We start from the raw sequence: 23,548 nt of genomic DNA, 5'->3' as shown, positions 1-23,548 counted from the left end.
AGCGTTATGGATCAAATGTCAGGTGCAGAGTGTCCTCTACATACGTTAGACCGCACAGAGCAACCTCAACCAACGCCACTAGAACCGATGACGTTTCCTCTGCATGGTGCGAGGTTAATCGAGGCATCAGCAGGTACAGGTAAAACTTTCACTATTGCAGGTTTATATCTGCGCCTTTTGCTTGGTCACGGCAGTGCGGAAACTCGACATCGCGTACCGCTTACGGTCGACCAAATTCTGGTCGTAACCTTTACCGAAGCGGCAACTGCGGAATTACGCGATCGTATCAGGGCAAGAATCCATGATGCGCGAATCGCGTTTGCGCGTGGACAGAGTTCCGATCCGGTGATCCAACCTTTGCTTAATGAGTTTGACGATCACAAGCAAGCCGCAGAAATTTTATTGCAGGCAGAGCGTCAGATGGACGAGGCGGCGGTCTATACCATTCACGGTTTTTGCCAACGTATGCTAACGCAAAATGCGTTTGAATCTGGCAGCCGATTTAATAACGAGTTTGTGACCGATGAAAGTCACCTAAAAGCGCAAGTTGTAGCCGATTACTGGCGTCGCAATTTCTACCCGTTACCATTTACCTTGGCTGGGGAAATTCGCCAGCTATGGAGCTCTCCATCTGCGTTGTTGTCTGACATCAGCAATTACTTAACCGGTGCGCCGTTAAGCCTTTCTGTTCCTGCAATGAAAGGCAGTTTGGCTGATCTTCATACTGAAAATTTGAAAAAAATTGATGAATTAAAAGCACATTGGCGAGAAAGCCAAGATGACTTCTTAACGCTGATTTCAGATTCAGATATTAACAAACGCAGCTACACCAAAAAGTCTCTGCCGACGTGGTTGGAGGCGGTAAACGCTTGGGCAGCAACGGAAACCACAGGATACGATTATCCAGACAAGCTGGAGAAATTCGCGCAAAACGTCTTGTTGGAAAAAACACCGAAAGGCAGTGCGCCACAGCATGCGGTATTTGAAGCCATTGAAACATTTCTTGCCAATCCAATCAGCTTAAAAGCGCCACTGCTTGCTCATGCGATTGAGCATTGTCGTGTGATGCTGGCCAACGCGAAAAATCAAAAACAGTGGCTCTCTTTCGATGATTTGCTGACGCAACTTTCTGCTTCTATCGATACGGACGAAAGCGAGCTTTTAGCGGCGCGTATTCGTACTTTGTACCCTGTCGCAATGATTGACGAGTTCCAAGATACCGACCCGCTTCAATACAGTATTTTCAGCCGTATTTATCTGAACAACCCGGAATGTGGTTTGTTTATGATCGGTGACCCCAAGCAGGCGATTTATGGCTTTCGTGGCGCAGACATTTTCACCTATATCAAAGCGCGTAACCAAGTAAGTGCCCACTACACGTTAGGAACCAACTGGCGTTCTAGCGCAGATATGGTGCAGGCGGTAAACCAAGTATTTGCCTTGCCTGATAGTCCATTTATCTATGATTCGGACATTCCGTTTTTACCCGTCAACTACAGCCCGAACGCTGAAAAACGCATTTGGACTATGGGTGGCCAAAAGCAACCAGCGCTGACTTATTGGTTGCAAGAAGCGGACGATAAACCGCTACCAAAAGGCGAGTATTTGACTCGAATGGCGGAGGCGACCGCAAGCCAAATCCAAACTATTTTGACGCAGGCTCAACAGGGGCAAGCGTGTCTGGTGAATGGCGAAAAACAGAAAGCGGTTCAAGCGGGCGATATCGCGGTGTTGGTTCGAACAGGTAGTGAAGGTCGAATGATCAAACAAGCGCTAGCAGACCAAGGCATTGCCAGTGTGTACCTGTCTAACCGAGACAGTGTGTTTACCAGTTCGGTGGCGCAGGATCTACAGCGTTTGCTGCAAGCGGTGCTGACTCCAGAAAATGACCGTGCGCTGCGTGCAAGTCTTGCTTCTGAGCTATTTGCCCTCGACGCAGCAAGTTTGGATGCACTTAATAACGATGAAATGGTGTGGGAAAACGCCGTTAACGAATTCAAAGAATATCGCAAACTTTGGGTTCAGCGTGGTGTGCTGCCGATGCTGCGGGCGGTGATCAGCAAACGCCATATTGCCGAGCGATTACTAGAAGAAGGCGCGAGTTCACAGGGTGAAAATGGTGAGCGAGTGCTTACCGATTTAATGCACATCGGTGAACTGCTTCAACAAGCCAGTAATGAACTGGACAGCGACCACGGTCTGCTGCGTTGGCTCGCTCAGTCTATCAGTGATGCGGAAAACGGTTTGGGCGGCAGTGATGACCAAATCCAACGTTTAGAATCGGAACGTAACTTAGTGCAGATCGTGACTATTCACAAATCAAAAGGCTTGGAGTATGACCTCGTATTTCTGCCGTTTGTGTTCAGCTATCGAGAAGCCAGCGAAGCCAAATATTACGATGCAGCCAATGACCGCACGGTACTGGATATCACTGGCAACGATGCGTCCATGAAGCAAGCGGATAAAGAGCGTTTGGCGGAAGACTTACGCTTGATATACGTGGCACTAACGCGTGCTGTGTATGCGTGTTTTATTGGAGCCTCGCCTTTGTGCAATGGTCGTTCGACCAAAGAGCCAACTGGCGTACACCGCAGTGCGATTGGCTATTTGATTCAGAATGGTCAAGAAGGTGGCATTAACGATTTGCACCTAGGTTTAACAAAGCAACAAGACGAGCTTGATTGTGTCGTTGTGGCCGATCCGCCGCAGCAACTCGAAGAGAAGTACGTAGCGCCACAAGAAGAAATATACGATCTTAGCGCGAAAGAGCTGCAAAACCCTATCGACAGAAACTGGCGCATCACCAGTTATTCTGGCTTGGTCAAGCAAGGCTCTCATCACGCCGAGCATGATGCCACGATTGAGATTACGGGTTTTGATATCGACTCATCTGAAGAGCAAGACGAAGCGGATTTGGTGGAGCCAGAGCGTTCTATTTTTACCTTCCCTCGCGGTGCGCGTCCGGGTACGTTCCTGCACAGCCTGTTTGAGGAAATTGAATTTACTCAGCCAGCCACGACGGAAGAGAATACACAAATCATCCTTGGTTTGATGGAAAGCGAACAGCTCGATGAAGAGTGGTTGCCCATTTTACAGCAATTGATTGATACCGTACTCGCAACGCCGTTGGATGGTAAGTCTTTGCTGCTGAATCAAAAAGCACCGTCGCAACGTTTGGTGGAGATGGAATTTTTGTTGCCGATTGAAGTTTTGTCTGCACCGGCGTTAAACCGAGTCATTCAACGTCACGATCCGTTGTCGGCGAAAGCGGGGGATTTAGGTTTCCAAACCGTGCAAGGCATGCTCAAAGGTTTTATCGACTTGGTGTTTGAACATCAAGGTAAATACTACGTGCTTGACTGGAAATCGAATCATCTTGGCGACGATGTGACGCACTACCATGGTGAGGCTCTGAAATCGGCGATGGCTGATCACCGCTACGATTTGCAGTACCAGATTTATGCGTTAGCACTGCATCGTTTCCTACGCAGCCGATTGGCGAATTATCAATATGATCATCACTTCGGTGGCGTGTATTATTTGTTCTTGCGTGGCATGGATGGGCAGAGTGACCACGGCATTTTTGCCGCGAAACCAACCTTAGAGTTCTTACAAGAGATGGATCGTTTGATTGATGGTCAAGCACTTGAAACGCGCTCAACTCAAGCCGGGCAGATGGAGCTACTTTAATGACGACAAATCACAATCTTCATTCTGACCAAGATAGCCTATTGGTAGTGCTGGAACGCTTGGCGCACAAAGGTGCTATTCGTCAGCTCGACTATCAATTCGCCTGTTTTATTGATTCTCAAACGCATGATGAACAGTCGGATAGCCAAGCACTGGCGTTTATCGCGGGTGTTGTCAGTAGTGAGCTCGGCAAAGGACATATCTGTCTGTCTCTGTTCGATGCACAAGGGCAATCTACGGATTTAGCCAGTAAGCTAGGGCTGTTTGGTGAGTCGGCATTGGCGCTTAATACTCAGCTGCAGGGCATAGACTGGATTCAAGTATTACAAAATTCTAGCGTGGTCGGCGCGCAAGGAGAAGCCTTGCCGCTGATGTTTGATGGCGAGCGTCTGTATCTGCACCGCTATTGGCATTATGAAGTGACACTGGCGGAAAAGCTCAATCAGTTGGGCGCCGCAGTTAACTTGCAAGCACAAGAGTTTGCGCGATTATCCGAGTTGCTCAACCATCTGTTTGCACGCCAATACCATTTTCTGTTTAATGCTTTAGGCAAAGCAGTAGAAGCGGGAAGCAGCAACCAAGTGTTGCGTCAGCAATTGGTGTGTGACCACCTTGACGTAGTTGCAAGCGAATCGTTGGATTGGCACGCCATTGATTCCGTGCTTAGCAATGCGCGCAAGGTTCAAGATTTGCAAATACTGGATGAACTCGTACCACTCTCAGCTTGTGTGAACTGGCAAAAAGTCGCGGCGGCGGTTGCGTTAACTCGTCGATTTGCTGTTATTTCTGGTGGCCCTGGTACGGGTAAAACGACGACAGTAACCAAATTGCTTGCTGCTTTGATTGAACAGGCGACGCACGAGAAAAATCTAACCATCAAGCTGGTGGCCCCGACGGGGAAAGCGGCGGCGCGATTAACCGAGTCCATTGGTAAAGCGGTGCAAGAGCTGCCAGTTTCTCCGGAGCTAAAAGCCAAAATTCCGACTGAATCAAGCACCTTACATCGGTTGCTGGGCGCGATTCCTAATAGCGCAGAATTCCGTCACAACAAGCAAAATCCACTTCATTTGGATATTTTAGTTATCGACGAAGCGTCGATGGTCGACTTGCCAATGATGTATAAAGTGGTCGATGCCTTACCGAAACATGCGCGGCTGATTTTGCTAGGTGATAAAGACCAACTTGCTTCAGTTGAAGCTGGGGCTGTGTTGGGTGATATTTGTTCGTTCCATGCATTGGGCTATGGCAAAGAGCAGGCATCAGCCATCGCAAAACTGACGGGTTTCGATACTTTAGCCCATACGGGTAACAGTGCATCTAGCATTGCCGATAGTTTATGTATGCTGCAAAAGAGCTACCGATTTGATGCTCGCTCAGGCATTGGTCAGTTGGCAAAAGCGGTTAACTCAGGTTCTGCTGCGAGCGTAGATAATGTCTGGGCGAAAGATTTTTCTGACATCGAACATTTCGCGCTAAGTAGCCAACATTACAACCAAATGATGCAGACGTTGGTGCAGGAATACGGTCGTTACCTCAAACGCATTGGACAACAGGAAACCGATCCTAAAACCGGAGAGCCAGAGTCGCTAACGCACAAAGCCAAAGCGGTGTTAGATACCTTCAACCAATGCCGACTGCTGTGCGCGATCCGTGAAGGTGACTTTGGTGTTGCTGGGCTAAACCAGCGCATCGAGAAAGCGCTCGCGGCGCGCAAGTTAATTCAGGTTCAGGATGAAATTTGGTATCACGGCAGACCTGTCATGGTTACGCGTAATGATCATGGTCTAGGTTTGTATAACGGTGATATCGGTATTTGCATGCTCGATGACAGTGAAGAAGAACCGCGTTTGAAAGTCTTTTTCGAGTTACCTGACGGCAGTGTGAAATCGGTCTTGCCAAGCCGAGTACCTGAACATGAAACGGCTTACGCCATGACCATCCACAAATCGCAAGGCAGTGAATTTGATTACACCCTGATGATTTTGCCACCAGACTTTAGCCCGATATTAACTCGTGAGTTGATTTACACAGGTATTACCCGCGCGAAAAAGCGTTTAGCTCTTTACGCCGAACTCAATGTTCTGAAGCGAGGTATTAAAGTGAAAACCACTCGTGCGAGTGGATTAGTACAGCGGCTTACTAACTAAAACAAGAAGACCGAGCTTATGGCTCGGTCTTCTTTTATGCATGTTTTGCAAACGCATTGGTAAAAGACACGCTGCGTATTTTGTATTGCTGTTGATAAGCAAGAATAAAATCTCGGATAGCGTCATTTACGGGGAAAACACAGTGGACGTCTAGGCCTTCTAAAAACTGATTGTCAGCCATATCCCAGAAGCTTTGAAGCGAATTACAAATGATTGTTCTCATAACAGTGCTCGTCTCGGCTTATTTAAAGTCAGATTAACAACTGTCCTTGGTGTGCAATACGGAGCTAACTAGTTTTTCAATTGCCCAGTATTTTAGGGTGAAGGCTACATTACATCACCTAGATCCATTCGTATTGGTTAAAAACCAATCACTAGCGAGCAGAGTATAGCCAACCAAATGTATATTTAAAAGATAAAATTGGAACGAAAATTAAGCAATGGTTTGCGCATTTCTAAGTTGGTGTTTACATGATGACTCGCTAGCTCGAAGCAGTATTTATGTGAGGCCTTACTCCAAAACATACTTGATGTGCAGGATTGAGCGTCAATGAGCAGAATCCCGCACCTTGAGGTGTTGGTATAGCGGAACGTTAAATTTTGCTTCGTGATTTAAGGTTAAGCTACAAATCTAGCGCTAAGATTTTTGACTTACGCTGGAAGTTATATAGCCCTTGTTTGGCTCCGGGCAAATAGTCGACACTGACTTCGTAAAAACCTTGCTCTCTGAACCAATGCAGACTGTGTGTCGTGAGGACAAAGATTTGATCAATGGTTTCGGATTTAGAACGATGTTTCATGTAGTTGAGCAGTAACAAACCTCGGTTCCCATCACGATAGTCAGGGTGAATCGCTACGCAAGCCATCTCTGCTTTGCGCTCTTCTGGGTATGGATAAAGGGCAGCACAGCCAATAATCAAGCCGTCTTTCTCGATGATGGTAAATTTTCCAATCTCTTGCTCTAGCTGCTCTCGAGAGCGACGAACGAGTACGCCTTGTTCTTCTAGAGGACGAATGAGGTCTAAGATACCGCCAATATCGTCAATATTGGCTTGCCTCACTTGCTCAGCGCTCGCCATAACAACTTGGGTTCCGATACCGTCGAAAGAGAACAACTCCTGAATTAAGGCTCCATCCACTTTATAGCTGATCAAGTGGCTACGAGGTACTCCGGCACGGCAAGCGGCAATAGAGCCTTTAAGAAAGCGCAGTGTCCCAGTGTTGTAATCTAGGTCAGGAGACGTATTTTCAGAGAGCGTTTTGATGACATGCTCCGCCTCAATTGGCAGCAACTCGGCGACAGCATTGCCGTTGTCATCAATGACCCCTTGTTCTGAACAGAAACCAATCAGTTTGTCTGCGCCCAACTTGATCGCCAGTTGCGTCGCGACTTCTTCAGAAAGTAAGTTAAAACACTCGCCAGTCACAGAGCTCGCAATGGGGCCAAGTAGCACAATAGAGCCTTGGTCGAGCGTGCGATTAATCGCGTCGGTGTCAATGCGGCGAATGCGTCCACTATGGCAATAGTCCACACCATCATCAACGCCGAGTGGTTGAGCAATGATGTAGTTTCCGCTAACGACATTGAGCTGGGTACCTGCCATCGGAGTATTGTTGAGGCTCATTGATAGGCGCGCAGTAATCGCAAGTTGAAGTTGTCCGGCAGCTTGCATAACAACAGATAAAGCCGATTCATCCGTAATGCGGATATTTTTGTGGTAAGGCGTAGTGAGGTCTTGTTTTTCTAGCAGCTGATTAATTTGAGGACGTGCACCATACACCACCACGACTTTGATTCCTAGGCTATGCATGAGTGCGATATCATTAATAATATTGCCAAAATTTTTGTGTGCGACGGCTTCTCCGCCCAGCATGATCACCATGGTTTTTCCGCGGTGAGCATTGACATAAGGTGTTGATTGACGGAATCCTTTTACGAGAGCAGTACTACGAATTTTCACTACAGCCACTCCTTTGTTTAATTATGTCAAAATAATGCCTTTTTATTCACTTGGTGGCAAGGTGAAATTTTGGAATAAAGCACAAACATATTGAGGTGGGTTCTTGGTCCCGTTGAAGGGGAGAGTTACAATGAGCGCGTCTTTTCTCAATACGTGAACCTCATGTCTTCTGCTGTTAATAAGAATGCTGCGATCACTGCTTCAAATCTGTCAAAAACGTCATCTAAATCAATGCTTCGTAAGTGGCTAGAGCGTTCTCTCATGCTTATAGCGATAGTTGGAACCGTTGTCGTGTGCATGCTGTATAGTGATTTGATTACTCGAACCATTAATCCGCCTATTCCTAAATCGACTATTTATGGTCGCTGGGTTGAGCAAGATGTTGCGCCTTATGCTCGTGAAGAATTTGTGTTGAGTGAGCGCGGTGTTACCGTAAATGGTTCTACAGTGGCTACCAGTTTTGAATTCGATGGGGATTCGTTTTCGTATCGAGTGGGTTCAAATGAGCGGCACTTCAATTTTGTGGGTAAGCAGCATGCAGAAATGAAGCTGGATGCCAATGCACATTATCTACCTGTATTCCGTTTAGAGGGACGTGCAAGGATAGCGGTAAGATAGTCGTTTTTATCATTGTCTTTTAAGCAGAGATCTCTTGCGTCTGTGAGTCACATGGATGATCACAACTTCATCTCTCAATCAGTAAACTTTACTTCCAAACATAATCCGGACAATTCCGTAATTCTTCCGCTGTTATCATGTTGCATTAACTGAATGAATTTACAACGAGTAAACGGATTGGCTTAGCGTTGAAACATTTTGTCGTTGCTTTTCAATTGCGTCGTATGCATTTGTTTGCCATCCTTTTGATATTCTCTTTTACGGAAAAGACACGTGTTAAAAAAACTCCTTCCTATTATCTCTTTGAGCCTACTCTTTGGCTGTGCTCAACAAAATGATCGTGCTCAGCAATATCTTGATGGTGAGTTTCCTCAGATCCTCAATCAAGTGGATGTGGTTGAGTCTAACAAACCACGCGATTTTACTGAATTTAACAAGCAAGCTGAGCAAGTGGTGATAAAGTCACCATCCATGGCGAAGATGTACCAACCGCTATATCAACGATTAAGTGAGTGGGCGCAACAGAGCGGAGATACCAGTGCGTTGAGTGCGTTTGGCATTCAAGCCGCGCAATTGGGTGGTGGTGATAAAAAAGGTAATGTGTTGTTTACCGGGTACTTTTCTCCCGTGATGGAACTGCGTCATACACCAAACGACATTTTTAAGTACCCAGTTTATGGCAAGCCAAACTGCTCATCAGATTGTCCGACTCGCGCGGAGATCTACAATGGAGCACTAGATGGACAAGGTTTGGTGCTAGGTTACGCGCCTAATCGTATCGACCCATTTATGATGGAAGTGCAAGGCAGTGGCTACGTGCATTTTGAAGATGATGATACGTTGGAGTACTTTGCGTACGCGGGTAAAAACAATAAAGCTTACGTCAGCATTGGCCGCATTCTGATTGAACGTGGTGAAGTCCCGCGTGAAAAAATGTCCCTCAAAGCAATCAAAGAGTGGGTGATGGACAACGACGATGCGACAGTGCGCGAGTTGTTGGAGCAAAACCCTTCTTACGTTTTCTTTGCGCCAAAAGCAGAAGCGCCAGTAACAGGCTCGGCTGGTATTCCGTTGTTGCCAATGGCCGCCGTCGCGGGTGACCGTTCTATCTTACCAATGGGTACGCCAATCTTGGCGGAAGTGCCGCTGTTGAATGCCGATGGTACGTGGAGCGGTGCGCATCAACTGCGAATGCTGATCGTTTTAGACACTGGTGGTGCGGTAAAACAAAACCATTTGGATCTGTATCATGGCATTGGTGCGAGAGCAGGAACGGAAGCAGGGCACTACAAGCATTTTGGTCGAGTGTGGAAACTTGGGTTAGAAAACTCACCAACTCAAGCGCCTTGGGCTTTACCGCCAGAAAAGCTACAATAGTCGTCCAAGAGAGAGGAACACTCTCTTATCTAGACATTTCATCAAAGAGTGCGTATAAATCGCACTCTTTGTTTTTCTATCGATCATCTGGACTTCAATATGCGTGAACTCGATACCCCAGCATCTGACAGCTACAATCAACGCTTTGGCGGCACTCGTCGTCTTTATGGCAACAGCGAAGTGGACATTCTTCGCGCTGCACACATTTGTGTGATTGGTATTGGTGGCGTAGGTTCATGGGCGGTGGAAGCGCTGGCTCGTACGGGGATCGGTGAGCTAACTCTGATTGATATGGACGATGTTTGTGTCACGAACATTAACCGCCAAATTCATGCGATGACGGGCACCGTTGGCCAAAGCAAGATTGAAGTGATGGCCGAGCGTGTCAAATTGATCAACCCAGAGTGTAAAGTCAATCTGATTGATGATTTCATCACGCCAGACAATCAACATGAGTACTTAAGCAAAGAGTTTGATTACGTGTTGGATGCCATTGACAGCGTAAAAGCGAAGGCGTCTTTGTTGGCGTATTGCCGCAGCAACAAGATCAAAGTGATCACCACGGGTGGTGCTGGTGGTCAGGTTGACCCAACGCAGATCATGGTCGCTGATTTAACGAAAACGATCCAAGATCCTCTAGCGAAGAAAATCAAAGACACCTTGCGTCGTCATCATAACTTCCCTAAGAATCCGGCTCGTAAGTTTGGTATTGATTGCGTGTTTTCAACCGAGCAGCTGAAGTACCCTCAAGCAGACGGTTCAGTGTGTGGTGTGAAGTCGACAGCGGAAGGCCCAAAACGTATGGATTGCGCTAGCGGTTTTGGTGCGGCGACTGTCGTAACTGCAACGTTTGGCTTTGTCGCGGTATCGCGAATCGTTGAGAAGTTGATTTCAAAATATAAGAAGTAAACTAGAAGAAGAGCGCATCATGACAGATTTTCCCGTTTCTCCATTTGGTACAGATATCACCAGCGAAGACATTGTAGCGACTATGCAGCAATTTAAAGGCTGGGAAGATCGTTACCGTCAGGTTATTCAGTGGGGTAAAAAGCTGCCACAAATGCCAGAAGAGCTGAAATCAGAACAAGTTACCGTTTCGGGCTGTGAAAGCTTGGTGTGGCTAGTGAGCCAAGAGCAAGATGGCGTTTGGCATTTTTGTGCGGACTCCGATGCGCGTATCGTCCGTGGGTTGATTGCCTTGGTAATGGCAGCTTATGACGGTAAAACGGCCGATCAAATTCAAGCATTTGATATTGATGCTTATTTTGTTCAACTGGGGCTTGTCTCCCATTTAAGCCCGTCACGTGGTAATGGCTTGAAAGCTATTGTAGAGCAGATTAAGCAAACCGCCGTGTAACGAGTCATTTTCCCAATTCTTAAAAAACGCCGAATAGCCTAGCTGTTTGGCGTTTTTTGTATCTGAGTTGAGATATTTTTTGCATATGGATAAAAAGTATGCAAATGGTCGACTATTTTAGCGTTAATTAACCATTCTATTGATCCTGGTTCATTATATTGCCCACTTGGTTTTTATAAACTCAATTGTATTTAAAATTTGTCTATATTAGATAATAGACATATGCCCCATTCGCTCCTATTCCCCAATGTGGAAACACACTTGGAAGCGATTGGGTTACTTAGATACAAATGCTAGGAACCTCCCTATATGCAATTCACCTTGGAACATGCGCAAGACGTGTTATCCGGAATGCCAGACCCCACTTTTATTCTGAGTGAAGATGGTATCTATATTGATGTTTTTGGAGGAACAGATAAAAAAGCCTATCACGATGGAAGTAATTTGATAGGTGAGACGCTGCACAGCGTACTTGAGAAAGATAAAGCTGACTGGTTTATCGAACAGATAAATCGGTCACTGAAACAAGACAGTATTGTTACGATCGAGTACAAGATGTGCGCCGACAGCATTCAGGGAATAGATGCTAACAGTGGGCCAAGAGGCGACCTATACTACGAAGGCAAGATCTGCCCACTCGCTATAAAATACCGAGGTCGTCGCGTTGTCCTTATTCTTACACGCAACATCTCCAATCGCCACCGAGTTGAAACCCTTCTTCGCCATCAAAGCCAAATTGATGCTCTTACCAACATCTACAATCGACGTGTTTTTTCGAAAAGCTCACAGAAGAAGTTATTAAATCCCAAGCTCCGGATTATCACTCCGCGTTGTTATTATTTGATTTGGATTTTTTTAAAGTCATCAATGATAAACGTGGTCATGATGCGGGGGATTATGTCTTAGAGACGTTAGCTGATTTGGTTTCTCACTTACTCGTCAAAGACGAAATTTTCGCAAGAGTCGGAGGGGAGGAGTTTGCGATTATTTTGCCAGAAACTTCTCTGTCGGCGGCGAAAGAGGTAGGAGAGGAAGTACGTTCCCATATTCAAAATTGTCAGTTCGAATTTGAAAAGATTGAAATTCCGGTCACGGTGAGTGTAGGCGTGGTGGAAATAGGCAAAAATGAAACCACCAAACGTTTGTATGCGCATGCAGATAAAGCGCTTTATGCTGCGAAAAGAAATGGCAGAAATTGCGTGGCGACTCTGGATAGGCAGATGGAGTAACCTTGTTGGTTACTCCAAATCAAACCGTTGGCGTTATAGCATGTCGACGGCTTTTTCTACAGCGGCGATGAGTCTTTCCACATCGTTCGTCGTGTTATAAATACCAAAAGAGACGCGTACCGTGCCTTTCACATTTAGCGCATCCATCAATGGGTGAGCGCAGTGGTGTCCTGCTCGTACCGCAATGCCTTGTTGATCGAGCAGCGTTGCCATGTCTTGGTGATGAACGCCGTCCATGACGAACGTCAGTACAGAGGCGTTCGGTTGGTAGCCTAGAATATGAATGTCATCCAACGCGCTTAGTGCTTGGTAGGCCTTATCCTGAAGCGCATGGAGATGATCCTCTACTTCGTGATGGTCAAAACCTTGGTACCACTCAATGGCTTTCGCTAGAGCAATCGCGCCCGCAACGTTTGGTGTGCCCGCTTCAAATTTACCAGGAAGTGCTGAAAAGGTCGTTTTCTCGAAAGAAACGCGTTCAACCATTTTACCGCCGCCGTGCCATGGTGGCATAGCTTCTAACAACTCTAGTTTGCCGTATAGGACACCAATACCTGCTGGCGCATAAAGTTTGTGACCTGAGAAAACGTAAAAATCGATATCTGATACCGATAAATCAAGCTGCTCATGGACGATGCCTTGAGCGCCATCAATCACAACAACCGCGCCAACGCTGTGCGCTAGTTCAGTGATTTTTTCGATAGGTTGTCGTGTGCCCGTGACGTTGGTGATTTGCGCACAAGCAACAATTTTACAGCGGTCAGACAGAAGCACCTTAAATGCGCTGATGTCGAACTGGCAATCTGATGTCATTGGAACTTTTATGACTTTGGCGCCCGTTTGCTCTGCCACGATTTGCCAAGGCACGATGTTAGCGTGGTGCTCCATCTCGCTAATCAAGATCTCATCACCCGGTTGTAACGTGCTGCGGGCGTAAGTCTGAGCAATTAAGTTCAGTGCTTCGGTTGCGCCCCGTGTCCAAATGATCTCTTTAGAGCTGTTTGCACTAATAAAGTTTGCCACTCGTTCTCGTGCCGCTTCAAATTGGCTGGTGGCATTAGCCGTTAAACTATGACTGCCACGGTGAACATTGGCATTTTGCGCACTGTAGTAATGACTGATGACATCAATCACACATTGCGGTTTTTGCGTTGTCGCTGCGCTATCTAGATACACTAAGGGTGTATCGTTGACGGATTGATTTAGAGCAGGAAATTGCTCACGTACAGCATTTACGTCAAACATTATTCTTCACCAAGCTTATGGTAATGCAGAGTAGGCAGAGGGATCATTGGCTCAGCAACTGACCATGCGTGTTTTTTACCTGAGAGTTGAATGATTACTTCCATTGCGAACTCTAAAGCAGTGCCCGGACCTTGACTAGTGATCAGGTTGTGGTTGATATCAAAGGTCACGCGTTTGCTGCGCCACTTCTCTTCCGGGATATGTGACTGAAAGCTCGGGTGACAGGTCATCAGTGATTGTGGGAAAAGATCATGGTGTTGCAATACCAACGCTGGTGCTGCGCAGATAGCTGCAACCAATTTTCCCTCATAGATGTGCTGCTTAAGGATTTCTATCATCACCGTACTATCACGGAAAATTTCTGCACCACCAACACCACCAGAAAGCGCTATGGCATCAAACTCATCATCAGCGATATCGACCAGCTTACAATCTGCCGTTAATGTGACTCCGCGAGAAGCTTTCATCGTCAATGAGCCATCAAAAGCAGCACTCGCTACCGTAACGTCATAACCCGCGCGAACCATCATGTCGATAACGGTGACGGCTTCCATTTCTTCGGTGCCTGGAGCGATTGGCACTAAGATTTTCTTACTCATTGTTCTGTCCAGCTTTGTTCTATTTGTTTGATGCGTTGGTAAAGTTTTAAATTATCAGGCGTATTGATGCGATGTTTCTCGGCAGCCTTTAACAAGTATCCGGTTATAAAATCAATTTCCGTTCGACGCTGATGGAATACGTCTTGTCTCATTGAAGAATAGTTCTCAGCTGTGGCGTTCACCACTTGCATTACCGTATCGAAAAGAGAGCGAAACTCGATAGCAATACCTTCTTTACTCATTACTTCAACCAGTTCTTCAGTGATGCTTTCAAGTTGTATCTTAAACTCGGGCTTCGCAAGTTCACCATTCTTGCACTGGTGAATCGCAGTCAGTGGGTTAATCGCGCAGTTAATTGCTAACTTAGTCCATAACGCAGACCGGATGTGTGGATTCCAAATGGCCTCTGGAAGGGCATTATGCATAACATCTTTCAGAAAAGTGCACTGCATTCCTTTGTCATTATAACCACCCGCTTGCGTTGTTCCGTGACCGGTATGCAATACGTGTTGGTTATCTGGTTTGTATGCGCCGTGCGTCGTTGTTGCGAGCACTATCGGATTGTTTGGCACAACCTTCTCCACGGCAGAGGCAGTACCCATACCATTGTGCATCAGCATGATAATCGTGTCTGTATTGATATGAGGGAGCAAAGGCTGAATGGCGTCTTCCACTTGCCAAGCTTTTACCGTGATCAAAATGAGGTCCGCTTGATTTACGGAGGAAATATCTTGATTACTGAATACGATTGCGGGTGTGTCATCCAACTGAAGTGATTGTTGGCTTTCAGAACTTCTTCCCCACAATGAAACATTGTGCCCGGCAAGCTTAAATTTTGTTGCCCAGAGTGAGCCCACCGCACCTGGACCGAGGATAAGGATATTCACCAAACGCTCTCATTAAAAAGGTTTGCTGCAAGGATAATGAGGGAAAAAAGGAAAGCAAATAAAAATGGCGCCGAAAGGCGCCATTTTTGAGCAAACTTAGTGGTTCAATTAGAACTTGTAAGTTACAGCTAGGTAGTGGCTTACACCAGTCGATTCTAGCTCAACACCTGGAGCAACTTGTAGACCGTCTTTTACGCCATATACTTCTTTGTATGCTTTCAGGCCGTAACCAACCGCGAAGCGATCTGAGTGCCAGTAAATGCCGTTGAACATTGCACCACCGTTTGACGCGGTAGTACCAAATTTGTTACCAGCATCATCATCCATACCGAATTGGTAATCAATGTAACCTTGGTAAGAAATGAATGAACCATTGTCGAAGAAGTAGAATGGTTTGAACCAGTTAGTCGAGATTTGGAAACCGTTCCAACCTTTGTTGTTGCCATCGTAAGTGCTGTACAGGTTTAGCCCGATTTTACCTAACCAAGGAACCATTACATCAGAACCTAAACCGATTTTCTGATTGTTTACACCACCGTTGTTACCGCCCCATTCCATTAGAGATGCAATGTATAGCTCTTGAACTGGACCGAAAGATAGGTCTTTACCAGTTACTGCATCTAGAGACATACGCGGTGCAAATTTCATGAACATCTTGTCAGGAGCGCCGTTCTCGATTGACTTATCTTGGTTATCTTTAGTCGCTAGGTTAAATACGTCTACGTAACCGTATAGGTCGAAAATACCAGAGCGACCGCCAAATTCCATTTCTAGGTAATCGTGAGCGTTGTCGTCAGCGCCTTTAACTCGTGGCATTTCATCAATTGAGTACATGTAGTTGAACTGCATCCACTTGTAATCGTTTTTGTGGATATCGCCGTCAGAGTAATCTGCCGCCATAACTGGAGCTGAAGTAGCCGCTAGAAGGCTAAGAGCTAAAAGTGATTTACGCATAAGGGGACTCTCTATGTTTGTAATGATTCAGAACACGCAACCTGTGCTGCGCTTTCCAATTGGCGGGAATAATAGCGATAAAAATCCCAAATGAAAGTGATAAAGGGTGCAAAATTGAACGTTTTTGGTGAGTTGTGTCACGAAATTATCTTTATTTACGGAACTTTTTGTTTGTTGCATTTGATTACAGTAAATATGTGATTTGGATCGTTTGCGTAAGCGATTTTATGACTTTTTAAGCCAGTCGATTAACCAACATAAATCGTTAGTGATCGGAGTGATAAGGGATTCGTATGTATCGGTGAATCAAAGAGGACGTTTGAATGAAAGAAGTCATGTTATTCCCACTCACTTCAGTTGTACTCCCTGAAGGTAAAATGAATCTGCGCATTTTTGAGCCACGATATAAGCGAATGGTAAAGGAATGCAGCCTACAAAATGTGGGTTTTGGAGTTTGCCTAGTAGGTAGTGAAGGTGACCCTAAAGACGTGGGAAATGTTTCATCTATCGGAACTTTGGTCAGGATCGTTGATTTTGAAACACTCAGTGATGGTCTTCTTGGTATTACAGTCGCTGGTGAGAAACGCTTTGTTGTCAAACGAATTCGTGCAGATGCGGACGGCTTACGCCATGCTGAAGTCGAATGGTTAGACAATTGGCAACATCCAGACAACTCACCAGATTTCTTCTATTTAAGTCAGCAGTTATCCCATGTTTATGAAGAGTTTCCTCAACTTGGAAACCTCTACCAGCATCGTTTTTACGATGACTCAGCTTGGGTGACCCAGCGCTGGCTTGAATTACTTCCTTTAGACTGCAATCTGTTCGAACAGCTCGTTGGCGCAGAGAACTGCATTCCTGCGTTGCAATTTCTGACAGAAGCCATAGAAGCCCCGACTAACAAAGAGGCAAGGATATGAAAGGATTTAACAGAGCTGCGCTAACTATGGTGGCGGCATTAGGACTGGCGGCGTGTGGCTCCGACAGCGACACCATCGAGTATTCCAATTTGCAAGCAGTACATGCGTCTTCTGATGCGCCGCTTGCAAATGTGTGGATAAACGATAAATCATCATTGACAGGTGTTGATTATGGTATGGGTTCTGGTTACATGAAGTTACGTGAGGGCATGAACTCAATTCAAGTTGATGTTCAACTTCCAGGCGATGAAACCGCGACCGTAATACCTAAAACAGAACTAGACCTTGATTCAGACTTCAATTACAACGTGTTCGTTGTTGGTGATGCCGATGGTTCGCCAAACCCAGTAGAACCTTTAGTTGTGACTCGCAGCGCCGATTCAATGGCTGATGCCAATAGTTTAGATGTTCAAGTTGTTCATGCAGCGTCTGGCGTTCCTGCCGTTGATCTCTACGTCACTGAGCCAGGGGCTGATCTTGCTAGCGCGACACCGCTTATGAATCTTGCATATAAAGCATCTACAGACGTATTGAACATCCCCGCTGGTGAGTACCAAGTTCGACTTGCTGTTGGGGATAGCGTTGCTTTTGACTCGGGCACAATATCTCTTGCTGCTAATTCAAACTTGACGATTGCCGCTATCAGTACCGGAGATTCAAATAGCACATCACCGGTTAAGCTGTTGGTATTGGATGGTTCAGGATCTTCTATAATTGAAGATATGGGCAGCCAAGCTGAAGTAAGAGTTGGACATCTTGTCGATGGAGCGCCGATCGTCGATGTCAACGTTAACGGGGCGGCCTTCGGTCCTCTTGCCGACTTAGCGTTCAAAGAGATTCGTCGTTATTTGGATCTCGATGCTGGCGCTTACGATATTGACGTTTACGTGGATGGCACAACAACCAATCCTATTATCGATGTTGACGGATTAATGGTTGCGGGCGGAATGGATTACAGTGTTTACGCAGTCGGTGTTGTTAGCCCAGCGATTGATATCGAACCTCTGGTTGTTGAAGACATGAGACGTGCAGTGGCAACTAGCGCGACGCTGAATGTGACACATGCGGCGGCGAATCCCGTAGCGGAAATGGTGGATATTTATCTCACTACAAGCGCTGGAATAGATGGAAGTGATCCAACTATTGCTAATTTTGCGTACAAAGATAGCGTTCAGGGATTATATGTCGCTGAAGGTACCTATTATGTAACCGTGACAGTGGCAGGCGATCCAAGTACGGTTGCTGTTGATTCAGCACCAGTCAACGTGATGAATGGTGTTGTGTATCAGGTGGTTGCCATTGATGATGGGAACAACGGTGGCTTCAACTTGTTGGTTGATGACGTTACCGATTAGGACGAATGGGAGGAGATGACTCCTCCCTAAAATTAAGGCCGATTATAATGAGTAATAGCCCAAAAAAACTGGGGCGCAGTGATTGGAACGATTACATGGACAAAGTGAAAGCTCGAGATAAAGACGCATTCGCTTTTGTATTCCGTTTTTACGCACCCAAGCTGAAGCAATTCGCTTACAAACATGTTGGTAATGAGCAAGTTGCTATGGAGATGGTGCAAGAGACCATGGCGACAGTTTGGCAGAAAGCGCACCTCTATGATGGGGAAAAGAGCGCGTTATCGACTTGGATATACACCATAATCCGAAACCTATGCTTTGATCTGTTGAGAAAGCAGAAAGGTAAGGAGTTACACATTCATTCTGATGACATTTGGCCGTCAGAATATTATCCACCAGATCTTGTTGATCACTATTCACCAGAGCAAGACATGTTGAAAGAGCAGGTGGTTAAATTTTTAGATATTTTACCGAAAAATCAGAGAGACGTTTTACAAGCGGTGTATCTTGAGGAGCTACCTCATCAGCAGGTCGCTGAATTATTTGATATACCCCTCGGTACCGTAAAATCCAGGCTGAGGCTTGCAGTAGAAAAGCTAAGGCATTCAATGCATACGGAGCAACTATGAACAAACACCCAGATAACAGCTTGTTAGAAGCATACGCTTCGGGAAGCATTGATGCAGTTTCTGGTCTTGTGGTCGCAACCCATTTAGAAACATGCACCAAGTGCCGAGCTTATGTGAACCAAGTCGAAGCCAGCCAAGCGAATATCGTGAGCGACATCCCCTCTGAATATGTCCCTGAATTCGACGATATGTTCAATGATATTATCAATGCGGAGCCAGCGACAGATAACATCGTTATCCGAGATCCTGCCGCAGTGAATGTTGCAGGAAAGAGCTTTGAACTTCCCAAAACCTTAGCGCGTTTCTCTGACCTTGTAGGGTCATGGAGAAGTTACGGAGGCAAGGTTTTCAGTGCTCAGATTGATCTAGGGGAAGATGCTCGTGTTAGCTTAATGTACATCGGAGAAGATGTGCAAATCCCTCAACATACGCACAAAGGCTTAGAATCTACATTGATCCTACATGGTGGGTTTAGTGATGAGGATGGCCAATATGAAGAGGGCGATTTGATGATTAGAGACGCGTCAGTGAAGCACAGCCCTTACACTAAGGCCGGAGAAGATTGCTTGTGTTTAACCGTACTGACTGAGCCGATGATCTTTACTCAAGGTGTGGCACGTATATTTAATATGTTTGGCAAAGGGCTATACCCATAGACCTCTTATCTTATATCTCGCAAAACAAAAACCACCGAATTCGGTGGTTTTTTGATGCGCTTCTTAGTGCTTGTGACGTGCCTTTTCCAATAGAGCATCAAAGTAATGTCGTAGCGAGTACAACATAATCAAGCTTGGCACGACCATAACAGCGGTAAGCACAAAGAACGTGCTCCAGTCATTGAGGTAGTCCACCAGTTCTCCACTGAAAGAAGCAAGAGTCGTTCGTCCGAAGTTGCCCAAAGAGGCAAGCAACGCATACTGAGTTGCCGAGAATGCTTGTCCGGTTAGAATCGTCAAAAATGAAACAAAAGCGACAGTTGAGAAAGCAGTCGTAAAGTTATCGACAATAATCGTGGCTAAGTACAAGTGCTCGTTTGGGCCTACCGAAGCAATCCAAGCAAACATCAAGTTGCTGGCAGACATAGCAATACCGCCGATCATTAATCCACGTACAATACCAAACCTGACGTTGAACATGCTTCCGACAAAGGTAAAGAAGATAGTGGCTCCCCATCCGATCAGTTTGGAGTAATAACCAATTTGTTCGTTACTAAAACCAATATCTTTATAGAACGCGATCGACATCCTGCCCAAAAACGCTTCGCCAATTTTGAATAGGAAAACGAACAGCAAAAGAGTAATCGCGACACGGACGCCATTGCGATTAAAGAAGTCAAGGAAAGGTTCTACAACAGTCACTGTAAACCAAGCCACGACTTTTGAACCAACCACTTCTTTGTGGCGTTGTTCAGCGGCAGACTGAAGTTGTTCGCGTTGAGTCTTCGGTTCACCGACTAAAATCGTAAAGACCATTAGAATGCCGACTATCACCGCCATCCCGTAATACACGCCATTCCAACCGACGCTATCAGCATTAACAAACGCTAAATAACCCGGTAGTGAATAACCTGTCCACCAGCCAATGACCGCCATTGCAGAAGCTTGTGGCAGCTTAGATTCTTCTGATTTTGGGAAAGTATCAATACGAAAAGCATCAATCGCAATGTCTTGTGTGGCTGATGCGGTTGCAATACACAAAGCGAGTAGAGACGCAAATACCAAGTTCTCTGCTGGATTCACGCCCGCAATAAATACCGTCGCGACGAGTACGATGCTTTGACAGAAGAAAATCCAGCTACGCCTTTGTCCAAGTAGTCGATAGAGCACTGGTAGCTTCACCCGGTCTACGAGTGGCGCCCAGAGAAAGTTAATTGCATAAACCGCAAAGACACTACCAAAGTAGCCTATTGCGGATAGGGTCAAACCAGCGTCTTTTAGCCAGCCAGACATATTTGAACCGATAAGTACCCACGGAAAGCCGCTAGAGCAGCCCAACATGAAAACCCACATGAGTCGTTTATCGAGGTAACTTTTTACCGTTTCCAACCAAGTGATGGAAGGTAATGAAGACATAAATCAATCCAATAAAATGAAGCCGTTGAAAGAGAAAGCCCTTCGATTATTCAAAGGGCTTATCGTTTTGGCTATTTAAGTAGTGTTGCTTTAGTGATGACGATTTGAGTCTCGGGAACATCACGCATACCGCGAGTCGTCGTAGTTGGCTGTTTTGCCATTTTTTGGATAATGTCGAATCCTTCCGTGACCTCGCCAAATACCGCATAACCCGGTGGACGAGCGCCGTAGTTTAGAAAATCATTGTCGACTAAATTGATAAAAAACTGACGAGTAGCAGAGTCAGGCGCGTTGGTGCGCGCCATTGCAATCGTCGCACGGTCGTTATTTAAACCGTTATTACCCTCGTTTTTGATTGGAGCGTAAGTCTTTACCATTTGCATATCTTGGTTAAAGCCACCACCTTGCGCCATAAAGCCTGGAATAACGCGGTGAAAAATAGTGCCTTCATAGCTACCGTCTTCTACATATTTCAGGAAGTTCGCTACCGTAATCGGCGCTTTCTCTTCATTCAGTTCGACAGTAAATGAACCTAACGTTGTTTCAAACGCCACTTTTGGTCCAGCCCAAACGCTGCAGCTGAGTAGCGCGAGAGAAAGAATTGCCTTGCGTAACATTAGAAACGCTCCTGCATGTACTGACGAAGCTCAGGATCATTGGCAATTTCTTTAAGTGTCAATGTCACTACATCATTCAGTGTTTGCTCAATGTCGGCATCAGACGCACTCAATGTGCCAGAACGCTTCGCAGTGCCTGTGTAAGTTTTGACCAGTTTGCCTTCTGGTGTTTCTGCGGTGATTTCAAGCACGACTTTCGCATCCATCTCATTTTCCATCACCGAATGTTTTACGTTAACTAATGCTTCTTGAACGTTTAATTCAATTGCATTGTTGCTGTTTAGATCGGCATGGAAGCCTTGAGATGAAAACTGCTTCTCTAATGCTTCTTCTAACGCAATACGTAAATTCTGTTTAGCATGAAGAGGAAGAATGTTCGAACGGCCGTTATCCACCAACGCCACGTACTGCGCTGCACGTACATCTTTGCTGGTCAAACTGTAAGTCTTGCCTTGAACAATTGGATTGGTGCTCAGTGTGCTTTCTGGCATCAAATTCAGCTGAGGCTGTTGAGGCGCTGAACACGCAGCAAGCAACGCAACCGAAGCCGCAAGTACCAATTTTCTCATTTTATTATTCCTTTTAACTATTTTGCTAAAGCTTATTTTGCGCTTAATTTAGCAGGATTTTTTGTGGCCTGTAAAATCACAAACTTATTGTTGGAAGCGATAAGTTTCACATTCTTATCGCCAAACAGCCGTTTTAGTTTTGCGTCGTAACCAAGATGACGATTTCCAATCACCAGTAACTTACCACCTTCACTTAATACTTGCTTTGCATCACAGAACATTTGCCAAGCAATATGATCGGTGATTGCCTGCTGTTGGTGAAAGGGTGGGTTACACATAATCATAGAGCAGCTGTTGTGTTTAAAACCGTCCAAACAATTGTTTGCAACACACTGTATGTCTCTATCTTCACCAAGGTTATCTAGCAGGTTCTGCTTCGCGGACTCAAGCGCCATAAAGCTTTCATCAACACATGTTAATCGAGCATTCGGATTCAGCTGACCAAACTTCACAGACAGAACACCATTACCGCAACCGAGATCGATAACATTATCTATCAATGGGTCTTGAGGTAGGTGCTGCAGCATAAAACGCGCACCTAAATCTAAGCTTTCTCCTGAATAGACATTTGGCATGTTCTTGAGTTCGATATCTTCGCCATCAACGCGCCAAGTAGTGAAAGGGCTCACTTCAATTGTTGGTTCAACCGTTGCTTGAGCGAATACCAATCGGTGCTTTTTCCATGCCAGAGATGTTTTTGTCTCACCCAAGTATTTTTCAAACAGTTTTAGCGTTGAAGTATGAATGTCTTTCGCTTTATTAACTGCAATGATGGGGCAGGATGCAGGCAGTGCTTTTCTTAACTGACTGAGTATCCAAACGAGGTGACGGTTACTTTTTGGCAGTTGCAGCAATACGAGATCAGTACTGGAAGGTACGGGGTCCATCGTGGTTGCAAACGCTACCTTATTGCACTGGTTTTGCTCAAGGTTCTGCTGCACACCTTTATGAGAAATGAAAGAATCACTCATTAGCGTCACATGGTGCTTTTCTGAAAACCAGCAGGAGAGAGCACCAAAGCTGTCATTAATCACGAGGATGTTTTGATTGTCTGGCAAAGCAAGTTCTTCAACATGATTAATAAGATACTCATCACCGGCATCCCACGCTTGTAGAGTTTCATTGCTGCGTTTTGGGAAACGATGAAGTGTTAAGCTTCGCTCGTGAAGATTCAGTTCGGTTTTCATAGCTAAATGTAAGTTGATTTAGAAATTAAGTGTTATTGTCGCAAATGATGACGTGTCGAGATACAAAAAGCTGTCAAATTTTACGTGTTCAGTGGTGGTCGCTCTCTAGGCATGTTCATGGCGTCAAGCGCTTTG

Annotated in this window: 22 protein-coding genes; 12 read left to right on the top strand and 10 right to left on the bottom strand. The window is 45.7% G+C overall.

All coding sequences use genetic code 11. The features are described from left to right. Nucleotides 1-15 precede the first annotated feature (15 nt). Both recB and recD read left to right on the top strand, forming a co-directional pair. A complete protein-coding gene (gene recB / locus LIX84_RS08195) occupies nucleotides 16-3,690 on the top strand; it encodes an exodeoxyribonuclease V subunit beta (protein ID WP_226421151.1) in 3,675 nt (1,224 codons plus the stop codon). Further along, the gene (gene recD / locus LIX84_RS08190; RefSeq protein WP_226421066.1) at nucleotides 3,690-5,837 is read left to right on the top strand and encodes an exodeoxyribonuclease V subunit alpha; all 2,148 of its coding nucleotides are present in this window, start codon (nucleotides 3,690-3,692) and stop codon (nucleotides 5,835-5,837) included. Before recB ends, recD begins: the two co-directional genes overlap by 1 nt. 34 nt (nucleotides 5,838-5,871) lie before the next feature. Here the strand turns inward: recD and LIX84_RS08185 are convergent, their stop codons facing one another. After that, nucleotides 5,872-6,060 (bottom strand): hypothetical protein, encoded by a 189-nt coding sequence (locus tag LIX84_RS08185; protein WP_005380230.1) that lies wholly within the window; start codon nucleotides 6,058-6,060, stop codon nucleotides 5,872-5,874. A gap of 400 nt (nucleotides 6,061-6,460) precedes the next feature. Then, nucleotides 6,461-7,798 carry an amino-acid N-acetyltransferase gene (gene argA / locus LIX84_RS08180; RefSeq protein ID WP_012841478.1) on the bottom strand — a complete coding sequence of 446 codons (1,338 nt, stop codon included), beginning with the start codon at nucleotides 7,796-7,798 and terminating at the stop codon, nucleotides 6,461-6,463. A 162-nt stretch (nucleotides 7,799-7,960) separates the two neighbouring features. On the opposite strand from argA, the gene LIX84_RS08175 reads away from it, so the two are divergent. From LIX84_RS08175 to LIX84_RS08150, 6 genes are all read left to right on the top strand, one after another. Continuing rightward, nucleotides 7,961-8,416, top strand: a complete 456-nt coding sequence (locus LIX84_RS08175; protein ID WP_005380234.1) for a DUF2850 domain-containing protein — start codon at nucleotides 7,961-7,963, stop codon at nucleotides 8,414-8,416. Between the two features lie 273 nt (nucleotides 8,417-8,689). Next, nucleotides 8,690-9,793: a murein transglycosylase A gene (gene mltA, locus LIX84_RS08170; RefSeq protein ID WP_012841480.1), complete on the top strand. Its 1,104-nt coding sequence runs from the start codon at nucleotides 8,690-8,692 to the stop codon at nucleotides 9,791-9,793. A 99-nt stretch (nucleotides 9,794-9,892) separates the two neighbouring features. Further along, nucleotides 9,893-10,702, top strand: coding sequence for a tRNA cyclic N6-threonylcarbamoyladenosine(37) synthase TcdA (tcdA, locus tag LIX84_RS08165; RefSeq protein ID WP_226421065.1), 810 nt, complete (start codon nucleotides 9,893-9,895; stop codon nucleotides 10,700-10,702). Nucleotides 10,703-10,721: 19 nt separating this feature from the next. Then, nucleotides 10,722-11,150 carry a cysteine desulfurase sulfur acceptor subunit CsdE gene (gene csdE / locus LIX84_RS08160; RefSeq protein ID WP_226421064.1) on the top strand — a complete coding sequence of 143 codons (429 nt, stop codon included), beginning with the start codon at nucleotides 10,722-10,724 and terminating at the stop codon, nucleotides 11,148-11,150. Between the two features lie 309 nt (nucleotides 11,151-11,459). Further along, nucleotides 11,460-12,056 (top strand): hypothetical protein, encoded by a 597-nt coding sequence (locus LIX84_RS08155; protein ID WP_226421063.1) that lies wholly within the window; start codon nucleotides 11,460-11,462, stop codon nucleotides 12,054-12,056. Continuing rightward, entirely contained in the window at nucleotides 11,948-12,379 is a 432-nt protein-coding gene (locus LIX84_RS08150; protein ID WP_226421150.1) for a GGDEF domain-containing protein, read from the top strand. The genes LIX84_RS08155 and LIX84_RS08150 overlap by 109 nt, the downstream gene beginning before the upstream one ends. Before the next feature lie 33 nt (nucleotides 12,380-12,412). Here the strand turns inward: LIX84_RS08150 and csdA are convergent, their stop codons facing one another. From csdA to LIX84_RS08130, 4 genes are all read right to left on the bottom strand, one after another. Beyond that, nucleotides 12,413-13,624: a cysteine desulfurase CsdA gene (gene csdA, locus LIX84_RS08145; RefSeq protein ID WP_226421062.1), complete on the bottom strand. Its 1,212-nt coding sequence runs from the start codon at nucleotides 13,622-13,624 to the stop codon at nucleotides 12,413-12,415. Then, entirely contained in the window at nucleotides 13,624-14,223 is a 600-nt protein-coding gene (locus tag LIX84_RS08140) for a DJ-1 family glyoxalase III (RefSeq protein WP_006742560.1), read from the bottom strand. Before LIX84_RS08140 ends, csdA begins: the two co-directional genes overlap by 1 nt. Then, a complete protein-coding gene (gene panE, locus LIX84_RS08135; protein ID WP_226421061.1) occupies nucleotides 14,220-15,110 on the bottom strand; it encodes a 2-dehydropantoate 2-reductase in 891 nt (296 codons plus the stop codon). Before panE ends, LIX84_RS08140 begins: the two co-directional genes overlap by 4 nt. 108 nt (nucleotides 15,111-15,218) lie before the next feature. Continuing rightward, nucleotides 15,219-16,064: a nucleoside-specific channel-forming Tsx family protein gene (locus tag LIX84_RS08130; RefSeq protein ID WP_005391741.1), complete on the bottom strand. Its 846-nt coding sequence runs from the start codon at nucleotides 16,062-16,064 to the stop codon at nucleotides 15,219-15,221. Nucleotides 16,065-16,387: 323 nt separating this feature from the next. On the opposite strand from LIX84_RS08130, the gene LIX84_RS08125 reads away from it, so the two are divergent. The 4 genes from LIX84_RS08125 to LIX84_RS08110 are packed head-to-tail and all read left to right on the top strand — an operon-like array spanning nucleotide 16,388 to nucleotide 19,624. Further along, entirely contained in the window at nucleotides 16,388-16,984 is a 597-nt protein-coding gene (locus LIX84_RS08125) for an LON peptidase substrate-binding domain-containing protein (protein WP_226421060.1), read from the top strand. Beyond that, nucleotides 16,981-18,339 (top strand): DUF4397 domain-containing protein, encoded by a 1,359-nt coding sequence (locus LIX84_RS08120; protein ID WP_226421059.1) that lies wholly within the window; start codon nucleotides 16,981-16,983, stop codon nucleotides 18,337-18,339. The genes LIX84_RS08125 and LIX84_RS08120 overlap by 4 nt, the downstream gene beginning before the upstream one ends. A 47-nt stretch (nucleotides 18,340-18,386) precedes the next feature. Beyond that, on the top strand, nucleotides 18,387-18,968 hold the full coding sequence (locus tag LIX84_RS08115; protein WP_226421058.1) for an RNA polymerase sigma factor: 582 nt from the start codon (nucleotides 18,387-18,389) through the stop codon (nucleotides 18,966-18,968). Further along, entirely contained in the window at nucleotides 18,965-19,624 is a 660-nt protein-coding gene (locus LIX84_RS08110; protein ID WP_048625904.1) for a ChrR family anti-sigma-E factor, read from the top strand. Before LIX84_RS08115 ends, LIX84_RS08110 begins: the two co-directional genes overlap by 4 nt. A 63-nt stretch (nucleotides 19,625-19,687) precedes the next feature. On the opposite strand, the gene LIX84_RS08105 is transcribed toward LIX84_RS08110, so the two are convergent. The 4 genes from LIX84_RS08105 to LIX84_RS08090 form a co-directional block, all read right to left on the bottom strand. Beyond that, nucleotides 19,688-21,040 (bottom strand): AmpG family muropeptide MFS transporter, encoded by a 1,353-nt coding sequence (locus LIX84_RS08105; protein ID WP_006742554.1) that lies wholly within the window; start codon nucleotides 21,038-21,040, stop codon nucleotides 19,688-19,690. A 71-nt stretch (nucleotides 21,041-21,111) separates the two neighbouring features. After that, complete coding sequence (locus LIX84_RS08100; RefSeq protein WP_012841483.1) at nucleotides 21,112-21,657, bottom strand: peptidylprolyl isomerase; 546 nt, start codon at nucleotides 21,655-21,657, stop codon at nucleotides 21,112-21,114. Next, nucleotides 21,657-22,226: a YajG family lipoprotein gene (locus tag LIX84_RS08095; protein ID WP_012841484.1), complete on the bottom strand. Its 570-nt coding sequence runs from the start codon at nucleotides 22,224-22,226 to the stop codon at nucleotides 21,657-21,659. The genes LIX84_RS08100 and LIX84_RS08095 overlap by 1 nt, the downstream gene beginning before the upstream one ends. 32 nt (nucleotides 22,227-22,258) lie before the next feature. Beyond that, entirely contained in the window at nucleotides 22,259-23,413 is a 1,155-nt protein-coding gene (locus LIX84_RS08090) for a methyltransferase (protein WP_226421057.1), read from the bottom strand. Nucleotides 23,414-23,548: the final 135 nt, after the last annotated feature.

It is taken from the genome of Vibrio sp. E14 (assembly GCF_020515785.1).
GTDB lineage: Bacteria > Pseudomonadota > Gammaproteobacteria > Enterobacterales > Vibrionaceae > Vibrio > Vibrio diabolicus.
The sequence above is the reverse complement of the archived record's forward strand: the minus strand, read 5'-3'. Positions and strand labels throughout refer to the sequence as shown.